16 protein-coding genes and 1 pseudogene are annotated in these 18,190 nt (G+C 64.5%); 13 read left to right on the forward strand and 4 right to left on the reverse strand.

The genetic code is table 11. The annotated features are described in order from the left end of the window. Window positions 1–133: 133 nt before the first annotated feature. Window positions 134–1,294: a pyridoxal phosphate-dependent aminotransferase gene (locus tag ACOJSJ_RS17710; RefSeq protein WP_420146271.1), complete on the reverse strand. Its 1,161-nt coding sequence runs from the start codon at window positions 1,292–1,294 to the stop codon at window positions 134–136. Window positions 1,295–1,454: 160 nt separating this feature from the next. Here ACOJSJ_RS17710 and ptsP point away from each other — a divergent pair, with 160 nt between their 5' ends. From ptsP to ACOJSJ_RS17775, 13 genes and pseudogenes are all read left to right on the forward strand, one after another. Beyond that, on the forward strand, window positions 1,455–3,728 hold the full coding sequence (ptsP, locus tag ACOJSJ_RS17715) for a phosphoenolpyruvate--protein phosphotransferase (protein ID WP_420146272.1): 2,274 nt from the start codon (window positions 1,455–1,457) through the stop codon (window positions 3,726–3,728). A gap of 73 nt (window positions 3,729–3,801) precedes the next feature. Continuing rightward, window positions 3,802–4,770 (forward strand): helix-turn-helix domain-containing protein, encoded by a 969-nt coding sequence (locus tag ACOJSJ_RS17720; RefSeq protein WP_420146273.1) that lies wholly within the window; start codon window positions 3,802–3,804, stop codon window positions 4,768–4,770. A gap of 126 nt (window positions 4,771–4,896) precedes the next feature. Continuing rightward, complete coding sequence (locus tag ACOJSJ_RS17725) at window positions 4,897–5,826, forward strand: tetratricopeptide repeat protein (RefSeq protein WP_420146274.1); 930 nt, start codon at window positions 4,897–4,899, stop codon at window positions 5,824–5,826. Next, window positions 5,817–6,770, forward strand: coding sequence for a tRNA lysidine(34) synthetase TilS (gene tilS / locus ACOJSJ_RS17730; protein WP_420146275.1), 954 nt, complete (start codon window positions 5,817–5,819; stop codon window positions 6,768–6,770). The genes ACOJSJ_RS17725 and tilS overlap by 10 nt, the downstream gene beginning before the upstream one ends. A gap of 140 nt (window positions 6,771–6,910) precedes the next feature. Beyond that, window positions 6,911–7,102 carry a hypothetical protein gene (locus ACOJSJ_RS17735; protein ID WP_420146287.1) on the forward strand — a complete coding sequence of 64 codons (192 nt, stop codon included), beginning with the start codon at window positions 6,911–6,913 and terminating at the stop codon, window positions 7,100–7,102. Window positions 7,103–7,214: 112 nt separating this feature from the next. Next, window positions 7,215–9,161, forward strand: a complete 1,947-nt coding sequence (gene ftsH, locus ACOJSJ_RS17740) for an ATP-dependent zinc metalloprotease FtsH (protein WP_420146288.1) — start codon at window positions 7,215–7,217, stop codon at window positions 9,159–9,161. A 216-nt stretch (window positions 9,162–9,377) separates the two neighbouring features. After that, window positions 9,378–10,013: a GIY-YIG nuclease family protein gene (locus ACOJSJ_RS17745; protein WP_420146276.1), complete on the forward strand. Its 636-nt coding sequence runs from the start codon at window positions 9,378–9,380 to the stop codon at window positions 10,011–10,013. 42 nt (window positions 10,014–10,055) lie between these two features. Next, a pseudogene (locus ACOJSJ_RS17750) lies at window positions 10,056–10,247 on the forward strand (DUF4357 domain-containing protein); the annotation flags it as partial. A 237-nt stretch (window positions 10,248–10,484) separates the two neighbouring features. Next, complete coding sequence (gene guaB, locus ACOJSJ_RS17755; protein WP_420146289.1) at window positions 10,485–11,942, forward strand: IMP dehydrogenase; 1,458 nt, start codon at window positions 10,485–10,487, stop codon at window positions 11,940–11,942. Window positions 11,943–12,095: 153 nt separating this feature from the next. Further along, window positions 12,096–13,271: an RsmB/NOP family class I SAM-dependent RNA methyltransferase gene (locus ACOJSJ_RS17760; protein ID WP_420146277.1), complete on the forward strand. Its 1,176-nt coding sequence runs from the start codon at window positions 12,096–12,098 to the stop codon at window positions 13,269–13,271. Window positions 13,272–13,348: 77 nt separating this feature from the next. Continuing rightward, a complete protein-coding gene (locus ACOJSJ_RS17765) occupies window positions 13,349–13,870 on the forward strand; it encodes a tetratricopeptide repeat protein (protein ID WP_420146290.1) in 522 nt (173 codons plus the stop codon). Between the two features lie 326 nt (window positions 13,871–14,196). Then, window positions 14,197–15,360, forward strand: coding sequence for a JmjC domain-containing protein (locus tag ACOJSJ_RS17770; protein WP_420146278.1), 1,164 nt, complete (start codon window positions 14,197–14,199; stop codon window positions 15,358–15,360). 3 nt (window positions 15,361–15,363) lie between these two features. Further along, complete coding sequence (locus tag ACOJSJ_RS17775; RefSeq protein ID WP_420146279.1) at window positions 15,364–15,552, forward strand: hypothetical protein; 189 nt, start codon at window positions 15,364–15,366, stop codon at window positions 15,550–15,552. 104 nt (window positions 15,553–15,656) lie between these two features. Here ACOJSJ_RS17775 and ACOJSJ_RS17780 read toward each other — a convergent pair whose 3' ends face one another. From ACOJSJ_RS17780 to pdxA, 3 genes are all read right to left on the reverse strand, one after another. Further along, complete coding sequence (locus tag ACOJSJ_RS17780) at window positions 15,657–16,208, reverse strand: pseudouridine synthase (RefSeq protein ID WP_420146280.1); 552 nt, start codon at window positions 16,206–16,208, stop codon at window positions 15,657–15,659. A gap of 105 nt (window positions 16,209–16,313) precedes the next feature. Continuing rightward, window positions 16,314–17,150 carry a 16S rRNA (adenine(1518)-N(6)/adenine(1519)-N(6))-dimethyltransferase RsmA gene (rsmA, locus tag ACOJSJ_RS17785; RefSeq protein ID WP_420146281.1) on the reverse strand — a complete coding sequence of 279 codons (837 nt, stop codon included), beginning with the start codon at window positions 17,148–17,150 and terminating at the stop codon, window positions 16,314–16,316. Next, window positions 17,143–18,150, reverse strand: a complete 1,008-nt coding sequence (pdxA, locus tag ACOJSJ_RS17790) for a 4-hydroxythreonine-4-phosphate dehydrogenase PdxA (protein ID WP_420146282.1) — start codon at window positions 18,148–18,150, stop codon at window positions 17,143–17,145. Before pdxA ends, rsmA begins: the two co-directional genes overlap by 8 nt. Window positions 18,151–18,190: the final 40 nt, after the last annotated feature.

The following is an 18,190-nucleotide window of genomic DNA, read 5'->3' on the forward strand; positions in this document are numbered from 1 at the left end:
GCATTTCCGCAATGCGCCGCCGTTCTTTTCTGCAATTTTGCTGTTTATTTTTCACGGTACCGGCCCGCTCCGCCACCCGGCCACCCATATGATACTGCCGTTGGGTGGCCGGGCTAGTGCCGTTCTTCGATAATTACGCTTTCCAGACCTTATCCACTGCGGCGTTGAAGGCCTCCATTTCGGCCATGGAGCCGACCGACACGCGCGAGACATTGGGCCAGATCGGCCAGTTGCGGCCGATCTGCACATTGGCGTCCATCAGTGCGGTCTGCATTTCCTTCGCCGTCTTCTTGCCCCAGTCGACCATGAACATGTTCGCCTGACTGCCGGGGATGACCTTGATCCCCTTGGCCTTGAGGTGGCTGACCGACTTTTCGCGCGCGGCGTTCATTTCGGCGCGGCGGGCCTTGATGAGGTCGGCCTGCGCGACCGATACCGTGCCGCAGGCGACGGCGGTCATCGGCAGCATCCAGGTGACCTGCATGCCGTCGTAACGCATCATCTTTTCCATGAGCTTGGGCGAGGCGAAGGTGAGGCCGAGGCGCATGCCCGCCATGCCGAACAGTTTCGAGAAGGTGCGCAGGATCAGCACATCGTCGCGGGTCGCGGCGAGTTTCGCGGCGTTGGGACCATCGACCCAGTGGATATAGGCTTCGTCCACGACCAGGATCGCGTCCTTGGGCTTGTTATTGGCCAGCCATTCGATGTCGGCGACGGGCGTGACGGTGCCGGTCGGGTTGTTGGGCGAACAGATATAATAGACGCCCGCATTGGGATCGGCCGCCAGCATCGCCTTTACGTCATGGGCGTAATCCTTCGTCAGCGGCACTTTCTTGACCGGGGCGCCCAGCCAGTCGGCGGTGCGCCAGATGGCTTCATAGGTGGGGTCGGCGGTCACGATGCCGCGCGTGGGCGAGGCATAGGCGATGGCGACGCGGCTCAGCGGATCGGACGAGCCGGGCCATGCGACGATGCGGTCGGCCGGGATGCCTTCGACAGCAGAGACGGCTTCGAACAGTTTCTGATGTTCATTGTTCGGTTCGTAGCGATTGCCTTCCTTCACCAGTTTGAAGGCGGCCTCCGCCGCGATGGGGAAAGGACCGGTCCAGCATTCGTTGGCGCCGATCAGCACCGCGCCCGCCTTTGCCTTTGCCGCCTGCTGCGCGCCCGCGCCGGTGACGTGCACGGCCGCCGCGCCCGCGCCCAGCAGCGCCGCGACCTTTGCCATCTGACGGCGGGAATAGCCGCGATCGATCAGTTCCTGTTCGACTTCGGGTTCGAATTGCGTCGTCATGGTCGATGTTCCTCCCTGCCGCCCCCATGGGGTGTTCCAGCCTGCTGGACGATTGTACCGGATGTTCCCGCCATGCAAATAGGCTCTGTTCAACAATATTGCGGTGGCAGTCATAGGAAACGCCTTGGAAAGCAGGGCTTCAATCTGATAGCGCAATGAAATGCCAAGCACCCCCGCCGCCGCCGCCCGCCAGATCCTCATCCGCCTTCAGGAGGTGATGGCCGCGCGCAACAGCGCGCAGGCCAAGCTGAACAAGGTGGTGGAGATTATCGGCGAATCGCTGTCGAGCGAGGTCTGTTCCATCTATCTGGTGCGCGAAGGGTTGCTGGAACTGTTCGCGACGCGCGGCCTGAAACAGGAAGCGGTGCATGTCACCCGCATGGCGAAGGGGGAAGGGCTGGTCGGCCTGATCGCCAATAATGTGGAGACGCTGAACCTGGACGAGGCGGCGTCGCACCCCGATTTTTCCTATCGCCCCGAAACCGGGGAAGAATTGTTCCACAGCTTTGCCGGCGTGCCGATCGTGCGGCGGGAGCGCGCCATCGGCGTATTGTGCGTGCAGCATGCTGATCCGCGCAAATATGACGAGGTGGAGATAGAGGCGCTCCAGACCGTGGCCATGGTGCTGTCGGAACTGATCGCCAATGCCGAACTGGCCGACGACAGTCCGGTCGACGCGCGGGTGGCCGATACCGGCACGACCATGCTGCATGGGTTGCAGCTGGTGATGGGGATGGCGCGCGGGCATGTCGTGTTCCATCAGCCGCGCGTCCATATCGAACATACGGTCGCCGAAGATGTGGAGGCGGAGCGCCAGCGCGTCGTGTCGGCATTCGCCAAGATGCGCGAACAGATCGACCGGATGACCGGCGCGGCCGAATTCGGCATGGAGGGCGAGCATCAGGAGGTTCTGGAAACCTATAAGATGTTCGCCTATGACGAAGGGTGGACGCGGCGGATCAACGAGGCGATCGACAGCGGCCTGACCGCCGAAGCGGCGATCGAACGGGTGCAGCAGCGTACCCGCATGCGCATGCGGCAGATCGACGATCCGTTATTGTCCGACCGGATGCATGATCTGGAGGATCTGGCGAACCGATTGCTGCGCATCGTGTCGGGGCAATTGGGTACGGCGGCGCAGATGGGTTTGCGGCAGGACGCGATCCTGATCGCGCGCAACCTCGGCCCTGCAGAGCTGCTGGAATATGATCGCCGCCGGTTGAAGGGCGTCATTCTGGAAGAAGGATCGCTGACCGCCCATGTCACCATCGTCGCGCGCGCCATGGGCGTGCCGGTGCTGGGCCGTGTGCGCGACATCCGCCATCTGGTGAATGAAGGCGACCTGTTGCTGATGGACGTGGGCGCCAACGCGCTGCTGATCCGGCCGACCGCCGACATGGAGGAGGCGTTCGAGACCAAGCTGCACGTCACGCAGAAGAAGCGCGCCGAATTCATCGCCATGCGCGACCTGCCGTCGGTGACGAGCGACGGGCAGCGGGTCGAATTGATGGTCAATGCCGGTTTGCGGGAAGATGCGCAGGCGCTGGACCTTGTGGGGGCGGACGGCATCGGCCTGTTCCGCACGGAGTTCCAGTTTCTGGTGTCGGCCACCCTGCCGCAGCGCGAAAAGCAGCAGCGGCTTTACAAGGACGTCCTGGACGCGGCCGGGGACAGGCCCGTCATTTTCCGCACGGTCGACATCGGCGGGGACAAGGCGTTGCCGTACATGCAGCGCGACGATGACGAGCATGAGGATAATCCCGCCATGGGATGGCGCGCGATCCGGCTGGCGCTGGGCCGCGACGCATTGATGAAGGCGCAGGCGCGCGCGCTGCTGGAAGCGGCGGCGGGCAAGGTGCTGCATGTGATGTTCCCGATGGTGTCGGAACCGTGGGAATATGAACAGGCCCGCGCACTGGTGGAACATCAGCGCGCATGGCTGGTGTCGCAGAAGAAGAAGCTGCCGATCGCGGTCAAATATGGCGCGATGCTGGAAGTGCCTGCGCTGGCCGAAGTGCTGGACCTGTTGCTGCCGAAACTGGATTTCCTGTCGATCGGCACCAACGACCTGACGCAGTTCCTGTTCGCTGCGGACCGGGCGCATCCGCGCCTGGCCGAACGCTATGACTGGCTGAGCATCGCCATATTGCGGTTCCTGGACCGGGTGGTGCGCACCTGCAACGAACATCAGGTGCCGGTCGGCGTGTGCGGCGAAATGGGCGGGCGTACGTTGGAGGCGATGGCGCTGATCGGCCTGGGCGTCCGGCGCCTGTCGATCACGCCCGCATCGGTCGGGCCGGTCAAGGCGATGATCCGCGCCGCCGACGCCGAAGCATTGCGCGTGCTGATGCGCGAGATGCTGGACGGCGGGGTTGTGGACATTCGCGGGCGGCTGACGCAATGGGCGGTCGAACGGAATATCGAACTGGGCTGAAATGGCGGGATGCGGCGTTGACAACGCCCGTCCCGCAATGAGACAAGGCCGCCAATACAGGTCGCGGAGCAGCATGGCAGACGAAGCAGAAACCGAAGCCGGCGCCATGGGCGCGCCGGAAACGCACCCGTCCACCCCCGGCGCGAAATTGCGCGCCGCGCGGGAAGCGCAGGGCCTGTCCTTGCAGGATGTCGCCACCCGCACCCGCATTGCCGTTCGGCAGCTGGATGCGGTGGAGCGGGACGATTATGCCGCCCTGCCGGGAATTCCCTATGCGGTGGGCTTTGCCCGCGCCTATGCCCGCGCGGTCGATCTGGACGAAGTCACCATCGCGGCCGAAGTGCGCCATGGCGTGAACAACAGCGACATCGGCGCCAACCGGTACGAAGCATTCGAGCCGGTCGATCCGGCACGGGTGCCTTCGCGCACGCTGGCATGGACGGCGGCGGTCATCGTCGTTCTGCTGATCGCGGGCTTCACCATCTGGCGCACGCAGTTGCTGACCCCGCCCACGGCCGAGGAAATCGCGCAGGACGAGGCGAAGCCCGCCGCCGCGCAGCCCGCCGGTGTCGCGCCGGTGCCGCCTGCGGCGCAACCCGTGGTCTTCACTGCCATCGACGACGTATGGCTGCGCATCTATGATGAAGCGGGCGAGCGTCTGAAAGACGGGCTGATGAAGAAGGGGGACAGCTTTACCCTGCCCGCCGAGGCCAAGGGGCCGATGATCCTGACCGGCCGCCCGCAGGCGCTGACCGTCACGGTCGGCGGCAAACCGGTTGCGCCGCTGGGCGCGCCCGATCGCACCATTGCCGACGTGCCGGTCAGCGCTGCTGCGCTGCTGGCGCGGGGTGCGGCTGCGCCGGAAGGGGCGACGCCTGCCCCCGCCGCGACGCCTGCCGCCCGTCCGGCGCAGCGCCGCCCGGCTCCTGCCGGAACGGGCACGCCGTCCGCCACCATCGGCAGCATTTCCATGCCCGCCACGCCGCCGCCCGCGCCGACAGGTGCGCCGGCATCAGCCGGTTCCGGCGCGGGTCAGCCCTGATCGCGCCAGCAACCGGGCTGCGCTGGCCATCGGCGCGCCTGCGGGCGCGAAGGGCAGGCCATGTCGCGCTTTACGGCGGGAAATAACGGCTTATGGTTAAGCCAGCAGAATTAGTCGGGGATCATCATGCGTAACGCCCTTTTTGCGACATCGGCCGTTTTTCTGGCCATCGCAGCACCCGCCGTCGTCGTCCCCGCCGCTGCGCAGAATGCGCCGGTGGAGGTGCGCGTCGACCGGCTGGACAAGGAAATGCGCGCGGTACAGCGCAAGGTGTTTCCGGCAGGCACACCGCTGGAGGCGGAAATCACCCGGCCCGCGACCCCGACGGTCGCGCCCGGATCGCCCGCGTCCACGCCCATCGCCGACCTGACGGCACGGGTCGGCGCGCTGGAATCGCAGCTGGCATCCGTCACCGGGCAGGTCGAGGAAACCAGTTACAAGCTGCGCCAGCTGGAAGAAGCGTTCAACAAATATAAGGCGGAAACCGACGCGCGGCTGGCCGAACCTGCGCCGGTCGCGGTGCCGACGGTGCGGCCGGCCACGCCCGTCGCGACGGAGCCGGCGCCTGCCGCAGCGCAGCCCAAGCCCGCCGCGCCCAAGCCTGCCCCGGTGGCGAGCGAAGGTCGCAAGACGGCGGTGGCCGCGATCGAACGCCCCGATACGGGGGACGCGGCCAGCGACGCCTATAATTATGGTTTCCGCCTGTGGGACGCGAAATTCTATCCCGAAGCGCAGGGGCAGCTGAAAGCCACGGTCGAGAAATATGGCACCAGCCCGATCGCCAGCAAGGCGCAGAATTTGCTGGGCCGCGCCTATCTGGACGATGGCAAGCCTGCGCTGGCGTCGGTCGCTTTCTATGAAAATTATCAGAAGCGGCCGCGGGGCGACCGGGCCGCGGACAGCCTGACCTATCTGGGTGAGGCGCTGATCCAGCTGAAAAAGCCCGCCGATGCGTGCAAGGTCTATCAGGAACTGGAGCAGGTTTATGGCGAAAGCCTGTCCAATGGCCTGCGCGGCATGATGACGGCGGGCCGCGCCAAGGCGAAGTGCAGCTGAACAGCGATAGCGCCGCGCTGGCGGGGCTGACCGCGCGGGTGATCGCCGCGACGCAGGCGCTGGTCGGGGATGATCCGGCGGCGCATTTCGGCGTCGCGGTTTCCGGCGGGCCGGACAGCATGGCGTTGCTTTATCTGGCCGCGCGCGCCTTTCCGGGGCGGGTGGCGGCGGTGACGGTCGATCATCGACTGCGCGCCGCGTCGGCGCAGGAGGCGGCGATGGTGGCGGACTGGTGCGCGGGGCAGGGGGTGCCGCACGCCATCCTGACGCCTGATGCGCCGGTGGACGGCAATGTGTCGGCATGGGCGCGCGCGATGCGATACCGGCTGATCGAAGGCTGGCGCGTGGCGCAGGGCATCGACTGGATCATGACCGCGCATCATGCCGACGATCAGCTGGAAACGATGATGATGCGGCTGAACCGCGGATCGGGCGTGGCCGGCCTTGCCGGGGTGCGCGGGCGAACCGGCGTGGTGATCCGCCCGCTGCTGGGCGAGCGCAAGGCGGACTTGCAGGCTTTGGTGGATGGGGAGGGGCTGCCCCATGTCCATGACCCGTCGAATATCGACCCGCGATATGACCGGGCAGCGATGCGCAGGGCGCTGGCGGATGCACCGTGGATCGACGTTGCAGCGGCGGCGCGCAGCGCGGCGGCGCTGGCGGAGGCGGAGGCGGCGATCGGGTGGAGCGTCGCTGTGCTGGCCGATGCGCATGTGCGGGCGGACGGCACGGGATGGCGACTGGAGCGCAGCGATCTGCCGCGTGAATATCTGCGGCGACTGGTGCTGCACATGCTGACGCTGGCGGGCGCGCCTGCGCCGCGCGGCGAAACGCTGGATCGGGCGATCGTGGATGCGGCGGCCGGGCGTCAGGCCAGCCTTGGCGACTGGCTGCTCAAAGGTGGTTCGCACTGGACCCTGCACCCCGCGCCACCGCGCCGATGAGTTTTGCAGACATATCGTTTCGGAAAGGTTCCACGGGTGGACGCATCCATCGAACGCTTCGCCGTTTTGATGCGCCGCAATGACCTTTTTTTAATGGCTGGTCCGTTTATTCTTCGCGCAATCTAGCGGGGAATCTGGTGATGGTTGAGTTTGCGGCACTGACCTATGGCCTGTTGGCCAGCGTCATCCTTTCGGCGGCGCAGCGCAATCGCAAGCTGGCGCGACCGCATCCGCCGATGCTGCTCTATATGGGCTATCTGTTGTGCGGCCTGTCCGCCGGTCTGGCGATCGCGCTGGGCTATGTCGCGCTGATGCTGGCTGGCGGCGCCTGAAATTCCGCGCGCCCGGTGGCGGCATGCGTGTGAAATAGCAGATGGGGCGCATGTTGCGTCCGCTTGCGCTTTTGCGCGCCTTCCCTATCTTGGCGGGTGAAAGTGAGTGATGATGAACGACGAAAAAGACCCGCAAGGCAATCCGTGGATCAAGAGCGCCATGATCTGGGCGGGGGTAATCGTTGCCCTGCTGCTGTTCGTGTCGCTGTTCGACAGCCGGACCGCGACCGGTTCGGGATCGGCCATCGCCTATTCGGAATTCCGATCCAAGGTGCAGGAAGGGCAGGTCAAGGACGTGGCGATCGCGCCCGACCGGATCAGCGGCACTTTGTCGAGCGGGCAGAAATTCACCACCATTCCCGTCAGCGACCCCAGCCTGACCGGCCTCCTGGACGATTATAACGTCAAATATTCGGGGCAGGCGCAGGACCAGCCGAGCTTCTGGCAGATCCTCGTCTATCAGTCGCTGCCGTTCATCCTGATTCTGGGCATCGCTTTCTTCGTTCTGCGCCAGATGCAGAAGGGCGGCGGCGCGGGCGGCGCGATGGGCTTTGGCAAGTCCAAGGCCAAGCTGCTGACCGAAAAACATGGCAAGGTGACGTTTGACGACGTCGCGGGCATCGACGAAGCGCGGGAAGAATTGCAGGAAATCGTCGAGTTCCTGAAAGACCCCAGCAAGTTCGCGCGTCTGGGCGGCAAGATTCCCAAGGGCGCGTTGCTGGTCGGTTCGCCGGGTACGGGCAAGACGCTGCTGGCGCGCGCGATTGCGGGCGAGGCGGGCGTGCCCTTCTTCACCATTTCGGGTTCGGACTTCGTGGAAATGTTCGTGGGTGTCGGCGCGAGCCGCGTGCGCGACATGTTCGAACAGGCGAAGAAGAACGCGCCCTGCATCGTCTTCATCGACGAAATCGATGCGGTCGGTCGTCATCGTGGCGCGGGCCTTGGCAACGGCAATGACGAGCGCGAGCAGACGCTGAACCAGCTGCTGGTCGAAATGGACGGCTTTGAAGCGAATGAGGGCATCATCATCGTCGCGGCGACCAACCGCCCCGACGTGCTGGACCCCGCGCTGCTGCGTCCGGGCCGTTTCGACCGTCAGGTCGTGGTGCCCCGCCCCGACATCGAGGGTCGCGAGAAGATATTGGCAGTCCACATGAAGAAGGTGCCGCTGGCCCCCGACGTCAATCCGCGCACCATTGCGCGCGGTACGCCGGGTTTCTCCGGCGCGGACCTCGCCAACCTCGTCAACGAAGCCGCTTTGACGGCGGCTCGGCGGGGCAAGCGTCTGGTCGCCATGGACGAGTTCGAATCGGCCAAGGACAAGGTGATGATGGGTGCGGAGCGCCGATCCATGGTCATGACCGACGATGAGAAGAAGATGACCGCCTATCATGAGGCAGGCCATGCCATCGTGTCGGTCCATGAACCCGCGTCCGACCCGATCCACAAGGCGACGATCATTCCGCGCGGTCGCGCGCTGGGCATGGTGATGCGCCTGCCGGAACGGGACAGCTATTCCTATCACCGCGACAAGATGCATGCGAACATGGCCGTCGCCATGGGCGGGCGCGTGGCCGAGGAAATCATCTTCGGATACGACAAGGTGTCGTCGGGTGCTTCGGGCGACATTCAGTACGCCACTAAGCTGGCGCGCGACATGGTGACCCAATGGGGCATGTCGGACAAGCTGGGTCCGCTGCAATATGAAGAGCAGCAGGGCGAAACCTTCCTTGGCTATTCGCAGAGCCAGCGCACGCATATGTCGGACGAGACGGCCAAGCTGATCGACAAGGAGATTCGTGGGCTGGTGGAAAAGGGCTATGCCCGCGCGCAGGAACTGCTGAAGGGGCATGAGGACCAGCTGCACCTGCTGGCCAATGCGATGCTGGAATATGAAACGCTGAGCGGCGAGGAGATCAAGACGCTGCTGGAAAAGGGCGAGATCACCCGTGACGATGGCACAACGATCAAACCTTCGGTCATTCCGGCGGCGGGCAGCTCCATCCCCAAGACGCGCAAACGTAAGGGACCGTTCGGCGATCCTTCGCCGGCGGTGTGACGGGCTGAGGCTCCGGTGACGAGATGAAGAAGGGCGTGGCGGTGGCTGCGCCCTTTTTTGCGGATTAGATAAAATCTTGATTTAACAGTTGGGCATATGGACTTTGAAAAGTCTATAGCAGAAAATTGATGTGTAAATGGTGAAATCTGTCACGGTGCTATGATGAAATGAGGTCAGTCGCTCGAACTATTCTACGTTGATGGTTATCCTGATGGCATGGTAACTGCTGAATTGTATAATTGGACTGGTCATGTGCTCATGGTCCCAAGGATTCAATTGGCTGACGCATTGTCGAGGCCGGAATCTCGTTATGCTGGTGTTTATCTATTGATCGGAGAGGTCGATGGGGAGCCTCAGGCATATATTGGTGAAGGTGAAGACATAGCGGCACGAATAAGATCACATGATGTTAATAAGGATTGGTGGAGTAGCGTTGTTTTAGTTACGGTGGCGGCGAATAAGCTTAATAAAGCTCATGTTCGCTATCTGGAATCTAGAATGATTGCCGAAGCTAGAAATATTGGTAGAGTGCCTTTGGAAAACGGTAATAACCCAGCTCTTCCGTCACTCAGTGAAGCTGATAACGCCAAGATGGAAGTTTTTCTAGAAAATTTGTTTGTGGTTTTACCTGCGGTTCGAGTTGATATGTTCATAAAACGGACCCGCACGCCTCAACGATCAGATGAAATTAAAGATATAAGTTCGGATTCTCGGATACAATCAAATGAAACAAGCGTTGATGCAGACCGGTTTGTCCTTCAGTTGAAGCGGGGTGAATATACCGCAAACGCGATACTTAACGAGCATGGCGAGTTTGTAGTTCTGGTGGGGTCTCAGGCAAGGCCATTGTAGAATGCCGGTTCATATAAAAACCTATATGACGAACTAAGGCGATCAGGGGTCATCGTGGAACATGCAGATGGTCAGCTTTATTTCGCTAAAAGCTACGCTTTTAAAAGCCCAAGTGCTGCAGCTTCGGTAGCGCTTGGGCGATCAACCAATGGGGCGTGGGAATGGAGGCATGTTAAAAGTGGCCTTCGCTACAAAGAATGGGAAGCGAAGCGTTTCGAGATTGAGCTTTTCTAGAAGTTCTGGGGGCATGTATTCTACCTCTTATGCCGTTAAATTCGAAATTCGATGCGTTCATTAAATTGTGGGGTTTTAAGGGGTGGCTGTGGTTTTCCCTTTCGCCACCGCCCCCGCAATAAAATCCCGCAAAGGGTCTGGCCGTTTGGCGGCGGAGTGGTTACATGGGCCGCCACAAATCCCCCAGAGATCCGGTCCGCCTTCGCCCGGTTCGCACAGAAGAAAGTGGCTTTTTCCATGGACATCCGCCTTGGCCTCACCTTTGACGACGTGCTGTTGCAGCCCGCCGAATCCGATGTGCTGCCCAGCCAGGCGGATACGTCGACCCATGTGACCAAGGCGATCAAGCTGAACATTCCGATCCTGTCGTCCGCCATGGATACGGTGACGGAAGCCGACATGGCGATCGTGATGGCGCAGCTGGGCGGGATCGGCGTGCTGCACCGGAACCTGACGGTCGAGGAACAGGCGGACGCGGTGCGCGCGGTCAAGCGTTTCGAAAGCGGCATGGTGGTCAACCCCATCACCATCCTGCCCACCGCCACGCTGGCCGACGCCCAGATGCTGATGCAGCGGCACAAGATCAGCGGCATTCCGGTCGTGGAAGCCAGCGGCAAGCTGGTCGGCATCCTGACCCATCGCGACACGCGCTTTGCCGAAAATCCCGCGCAGCCGGTCAGCGAGCTGATGACGAAGGAAAATCTGGCAACGGTGAAGGCCGGCGTGGGGCAGGAGGAAGCCCGCCGGCTGCTGCACGCACGCCGCATCGAAAAGCTGCTGGTGGTGGACGACGCCTATCATTGCGTCGGCCTGATCACCGTCAAGGATATTGAAAAGGCCGTCACCTATCCGCAGGCAACCAAGGATGCGTCGGGCCGCCTGCGCGTCGCCGCTGCCTCGACCGTCGGGGACAAGGGGCTGGAGCGCAGCAAGGCGCTGATCGATGCGGAATGCGACCTGATCGTCATCGACACCGCCCATGGCCATAGCAGGCAGGTGGCGGTCGCCGTGGAAGCGGTGAAGAAGCTGTCCAACCATGTGCAGGTGGTCGCGGGTAACGTTGCGACCGCCGAAGCGACCAAGGCGCTGATCGGCGCGGGTGCGGACTGCGTGAAGGTGGGCATCGGCCCCGGTTCGATCTGCACCACGCGCGTGGTTGCAGGCGTGGGCGTGCCGCAGCTGACCGCCGTCATGGATTCGGCCGAGGAAGCGCATAAGCATGGCGTGCCGGTGATCGCCGATGGTGGCCTGCGCACGTCGGGCGACGTGGCAAAGGCGCTGGCGGCGGGCGCGGGCTGCGTCATGGTCGGGTCGCTGCTGGCGGGGACGGCCGAAGCGCCGGGCGAGACGTTCCTGTATCAGGGCCGCGCCTATAAGAGCTATCGCGGCATGGGCAGCGTCGGCGCGATGGCGCGCGGCAGCGCCGACCGCTATTTCCAGGCGGACATCAAGGACCAGATGAAGCTGGTGCCCGAAGGGATCGAAGGGCAGGTGCCGTTCAAGGGACCGGCCAAGGATGTCATCCATCAGCTGGTCGGCGGCGTGAAGGCCGCGATGGGCTATACCGGCAGCGCCACGATCAGGGATTTGCAGGAACGCGCGCGTTTCGTGCAGATCACCAATGCGGGCCTGTCCGAAAGCCATGTCCATGACGTGACGATCACGCGGGAAGCGCCCAATTATCCGACGCGTTAAAGCTGTTGTTAACGCCCCTCCTTTTTAAGGGAGGGGTTAGGGGTGAGTGGCGAGCTTTGGCGCGCCGTACCGCCTCAAAAAGGTTGCAAGCGCCGTATGTGCGGCGCACCCACCCCCGTCCCCTCCCGTAAAAAAGGAGGGGGGAAGAATGGCATGACACCATCTGCCCGTATTCAGGCCGCCATCGACCTGCTGGACGCGATCATCGCGTCGGCGCGCGATGGCGGCCCAGCGGCCGACACGCTGATCGCGCGCTATTTCAAGGAACGGCGCTATGCCGGGTCGCGGGATCGGCGGGCCGTGCGGGATCATGTCTATGATGCGATCCGCAGGGCGGCCGAGCGGCCCGAAACCGGGCGCGCCGCGATGATCGGCGTCGCGCTGGAGCGGCCGGAGATCGCTGCCTTGTTCGACGGGTCGGCGCATGCGCCGCTGCCGATCGAGCCGGGCGAGGCGGGCGCGCAAGCGGAGGCTGTGCCGGGATGGTTGCAGCCGTTGCTGGCCGCGCCGGTGGAGCAGGATGCGCTGCTGGGCCGCGCGCCGGTGGATTTGCGGGTCAATCGGCTCAAGGGGGATCCGGCCCGCGTTGCGCCGATGCTGCGCGATGCCGTGGCGATCGCGGGCCTGCCCGATGGGTTGCGCCTGCCAGAGGGCTATCCGGTCGAGCAGCAGACCGCCTGGAAGGACGGGCTGGTCGAGGTGCAGGATGCCGGCAGCCAGTGGATTTCGGCCGCCTGTGGCGTGCAGCCGGGCATGACGGTGCTGGACCTGTGCGCGGGGGCGGGCGGCAAGACGCTGGCGCTGGCTGCGGCGATGGCTGGCAGGGGGACGTTGATCGCTGCCGACACGATCCGGTCGCGGCTGGCGCGGCTGGAGCCGCGGGCACAGCGGGCCGGGGCGACCTTCATCGAGACGCTGCTGCTGGACCAGAGCCATGAGGCGCGAGGGCTGGAGGCGTTGAACGGCCAGACCGACGTCGTGCTGGTCGATGCGCCCTGTTCGGGCACGGGCACATGGCGGCGCAATCCCGAAGCGCGGTGGCGGCTGACGCAGGCGCGGCTGGACCGGCTGGTGGGGGAGCAGGCGCGGATACTGGATTTCGCGGCACCGACGGTCGCGCCGGGCGGATTGCTGGTCTATGCGACCTGCGCGCTGACGGACCGGGAAGGACGCGGTCAGGTGGAGGCGTTTCTGCGCCGTCACGACGGCTGGAGCGCCGAGCCGGTGGACCTGCCCGTCGGGCGGGCGCATGGCGCGGGGCTGTTGTTGACACCGGGGCATGACGGCAGCGATGGTTTCTTCTTTGCGCGGCTGCGACGGGGGGCGTGAAACAGACGATGGACAAGCGCCCGCAAAATAGCGACACTTGTTCGGAATCAGCGCCTGAAACATGGCTGGAGATTATGATGCGTTTTACCCCTGCTTCCATCGGCCTGGCCGCCGCGCTGTCCACCGTGTCGAGCGTGGGGCTGAGCCAGAAGCCGGACAGCCAGATCAGCCCGAAATCGGTGGAATGGCAGCAGGCCGGGGAAACCGCGCGCAAGGCCGGTAATCTGGAAGGCGCGACCGATGCGCTGGAAAGCGCGCTGGCGATCGATCCGCGCAATCGCGCCGCCTTTGTCGAACTGGCCGAAGTCGCCCGCGCGCAGGGGCTTCAGGGCAAGGCGATCCGCCTGTACAAGGAAGCGTTGCTGCTGGACCCGACCGATGTCGTCGCGCTGGCCGGGCAGGGCGAGGCGATGGTCGAAAAGGGCGCCGTGGCCAAGGCCAAGGATGTGCTGGCGCAGGCGCAGTCCCTGTGCAAGGGCGATTGTGCGCCGGTGGGCAAGCTGGCCGCCGCGATCGAAAAGGGACCGCCCGCCGTGGCCATGACCACCGCGAAAGAAGCCGATCCCGCGGCCAAGAAGGTGCCGACCGAGACACAGTAAGCCTGATGGTCGCACGCACCGAATGGTGCGGGCGCAATTTCAGTGAACCCCGTTCGCCCTGCGCTGGTCGAAGGGCGCTACTGCGCGTAAGGGTGCGGGAAGAGGGGGCTTCGGTGGGATTAGAGCAGTTTTCGATCTGATTGGATCAGATCGCCGCTCTAACTTCTTTGTTTACTGCGATTTCTTAACCAGCGATCGATCCCGATCGCTTGGAAATCGCGTTAGCCCGAACGGAATGAGGTGCCGTGCTTTGACTTCCTGGCCTGCGCGCTGCAAGGGCGACAGGCGGGCGCATCGGGCGTGCCGTTACCCGTGCGAGATATTCCATGACCTTCACCGACTTCGACGTCGACCTGTTCCTGCGCGATTACTGGCAGAAGAAGCCGATGCTGATCCGCAATCCGTGGCAGGCATGGGCCAACCCGGTCGAGCCGGATGAGCTGGCGGGGCTGGCATGCGAGGAAGGCGTCGAATCCCGCCTGATCGGCCGGGCGGACGGGCGCTGGAGCGTCGAACATGGGCCGCTGGCCGAAGATCGCTTTGCACGGATGGGCGCGGCCCCATGGACGTTGCTGGTGCAAGCTGTGGACATGCATGTGCCCGGCGTCGCGGCGCTGATCGCGCCGTTCCGTTTCGTGCCCAACTGGCGGATCGACGATGTGATGGTCAGCTATGCCACGGACGGCGGCGGCGTGGGCGCGCATTATGACCAGTATGACGTGTTCCTGATTCAGGGGCTGGGGCGGCGGCGCTGGCGCTTGGGGCAGCATTGCGATGCGGATACGCCGTTGTTGGTGCAGGAGGATCTGCGTCTGTTGGCGCAGTTCGACGTGACGGACGAATGGGTGCTGGAACCGGGCGACATCCTCTACGTCCCGCCGGGCGTGGCGCATGACGGGATCGCGGTCGGCGACGATTGCATGACCTATTCGGTGGGGTTCCGGGCGCCGTCGCGCAGCGAACTGGTGGAACAGTTTTGCGCCCATATGGTGACCGACATGGTGGAGGATGACCGCTATGCCGATCCGGACCTGCGCGCGCAGGCCAATCCGGGCGAGATCGATGCGGCGGCGCTGGCGCGGTTGCAGGCGATGGTGATGGACGCGGTCGGCGATCCGGCGGCCTTTGCCCGCTGGTTCGGGACATATAATAGCGAGCGCAAATATCCGGAACTGGATTTCCGGCCGGATGAACAAATTGCGGCGGAGGATGTAAGGGAACTGGTGGCGGACGGCGTGGCATTGTGCCGCAATCCGGCCAGTCGCTTTGCATTCGTGGCGCAGGGCGGCGACGCGGTGACGCTGTTCGTGGACGGGCAGGCCCATGATTGCGATGGCGATGCGGCGTTGCTGGCGCGGCAACTGTGCGCGGCGGACGTGCTGACGCTCGATCCGGTTTTGATGGAAAAGGAAGCGGCGGTGAGCCTGATCGTGACGCTGTACAATGAAGGCAGCGTCAGCTTTGATCCTGAAGATGGGCCTCAAGATTGATCCATGCGCACGCGGCTCAGCATCTGTCGGAAGAAGACGCGCTTCGCGTCCGAAGCGGCGGCGCTGGTCGTGGCATTGGCGGCCGATGTGCCGTTGCGCCCCTATCGCTGTGACCGGTGCCGGCAATTCCACCTGACCAGCCGGACCAAGGGCAAGCGGGTGTTGCGGGGGATGGCTTCAGGCGCAGACTGAACGCGTCGTAGCGGTTCGTTTCGAGGAAGGCCGAGAAACGCCGGGTGGGCATGACCTGCTTTTCGACTTCGCCCGAAGCGAACGCAGGTTATGGCTATTCGAGATCAGCCGACCTGCACTTCGCGCCACTCGCCCGGTTGCAGGCCGTCCAGCGTCCAGTCGCCGATGCGCCAGCGCACAAGGCGCAGCGTCGGGTGGCCGACGGCGGCGGTCATGCGGCGGACCTGGCGGTTGCGCCCTTCGGTGATGGTCAGGCTGACCCAGCTGTCCGGGATGCTTTTGCGTACGCGGATGGGCGGGTTGCGGGGCCAGATGGCGGGGGCGTCGATCCGCTGTGCCTGCGCCGGGCGGGTCAGGCCGTCCTTCAGCTCCACGCCCTTGCGCAGCGCGGCCAGCGCCTCGTCCGACACATCGCCCTCCACCTGCGCCAGATAGGTTTTAGGCATTTTATGCCGCGGTTCGGCGATGCGCGATTGCAGGTGGCCGTCGTCCGTCAGCAGCAGCAGTCCTTCGCTGTCGCGGTCGAGTCGCCCGGCGGGATAGACGCCGGGGATGGCGATGCAGTCCGACAGGGTGGCGCGGGCGGTGTCCGTGCCGCGATCCGTAAATTGCGACAGCATGTCATAGGGTTTGTTGAACAGGATCAGGCGGGGCATGGGATCAATGCCTTCTCAATCAAGGTCCGTTCGTATCGCGCGTGGCCGAAATACGGGAGCAGCGTGCCGGCTGTTTCTCGACTGCGCGCGATGCGAGCGGATATATTAAATGCTCAATATCCGGGCGACGGCGACAAATTCTTCGACGCTCACCGTTTCAGCGCGGCGTTGCGGGTCGATGCCCAGTTGATCCAGCGCGTCGAGCGCGCCGGGCAGCCCCTTGAGGCTTTGGCGCAGCATCTTGCGGCGCTGGCCAAAGGCGGCGGCGGTCAGCCGTTCGAGGAATTTGAGCTGTACGCCTTCGGGTGCGGCTTTGGGCGTGATGTGGACCACGGCCGACATGACTTTGGGCGGCGGGGTGAAGGCGCTGCGGTGCACCTTCATGGCGATGCGCGCGTCGCTGCGCCACTGGGACAGGACGGCCAAGCGCCCATAATGGTCGGTATCAGGCTTTGCGACGATGCGTTCGGCGACTTCCATCTGGAACATCAGCGTCAGGCTGGACCACCATGGCAGCGGCGACCAGTCGGCCGAGAGCCAGCCGACCAGCAGCGGCGTACCGACATTATAGGGCAGGTTGGCGATGATATGTGCGCCCGCGCCCGCCTCCGTCAGCGCGTCGACCTGCATCGCGTCGCCGGAAATGACGCGCAGCTGACCGGGAAAGGCCTCCTCCAGCTCTGCCAGTGCGGGGAGGCAGCGACGGTCGCGCTCCACCGCGACGAGCCGGGCGCCCGCGCGCAATATGGCGCGGGTCAGGCCGCCGGGACCGGGGCCGACTTCGAACGCCGGGGCGTCCGTCAGCGGGCCGGGGACGGCGGCGATGCGATCCAGCAGCTGTTCGTCGAGCTGGATGTTCTGGCCGAGCGCCTTGCTGGCGGCGAGGCCGTGGCGCGCGATGACGTCCCTGAGCGGGGGGAGGGCGGGGCGGGTGTCAGCCATGAGAGATTTGGGGGGCGGCACGGGCGCGGGCGGCCTGATCCGCCATCTTGAGCGCGGCGATCATGGCGCCGGGATTGGCGCTGTCGGTGCCCGCGATCCCAAAGGCGGTGCCATGATCGGGCGATGTGCGCACGATCGGCAGGCCCAGCGTGATGTTGACGCCATCGTCGAAATTCAGCGTCTTGATGGGGATCAGCGCCTGATCATGGTACATGCACAGCGCCGCGTCATAGGTTTCGCGCGCGCGGGCGTGGAACATGCCGTCGGCGGCGAGCGGGCCGACAATGTCCAGACCGTCATTGCGCAGCAGTTCGATCGCGGGGCGGATGACGTCGATCTCTTCCCGACCCAGTGCGCCATTTTCCCCGGCATGGGGGTTGAGGCCAGCGACGGCGAGGCGGGGGCGGGCGATGCCGAAATTGCGCCGCAATCCCTTGGCCGTGGTCAGCGCGCGGGCGCGGATCAGGTCGATGGTGAGGACGGACGGCACATCGGCGATGGCGATATGGATGGTGACCGGCACGACCTTCAGCGAAGGTCCGGCGAGCATCATCACCGCATTATGGGGCGACACGCCGCACCGTTCGGCGACGAATTCCGTCTGGCCCGGATGGGTGAAGCCGACGCCGTAAAGCTGTTCCTTGCCCACCGGCGCGGTCACGATTCCGGCGGCCGAGCCGGACCGGGCAAGGCCCACCGCGACCTCCAGCGCCTGAAAGGCGGTGCGTGCGCCATCGATGCTGGGTTTGCCCGGCACGATGTCGCCCGCATCCGCGACCTGGAGGCAGGGCAGGGCGGAGCCGAAAACGGACGCGGCTTCCTCCGGCGATGCGATGGTCGCGACGGGGCCAAGCCAGACGGAGCGCAGCGACGCGGCGTCGCCCACCGCAAAGAAAGGGGGCAGGCCGCGCGCTTCGCGCATGACCCAGCTTTTGGCGACGATTTCCGGTCCGATCCCGGCGGGATCGCCCAGCGACACCGCAAAGGGCGAAAGAGGCACGGCGTCAGTTATATTCGATCACCGCGTCACGACGCAGGTC

The organism is Sphingobium sp. (assembly GCF_048594625.1).
Taxonomy (GTDB): Bacteria; Pseudomonadota; Alphaproteobacteria; order Sphingomonadales; family Sphingomonadaceae; genus Sphingobium.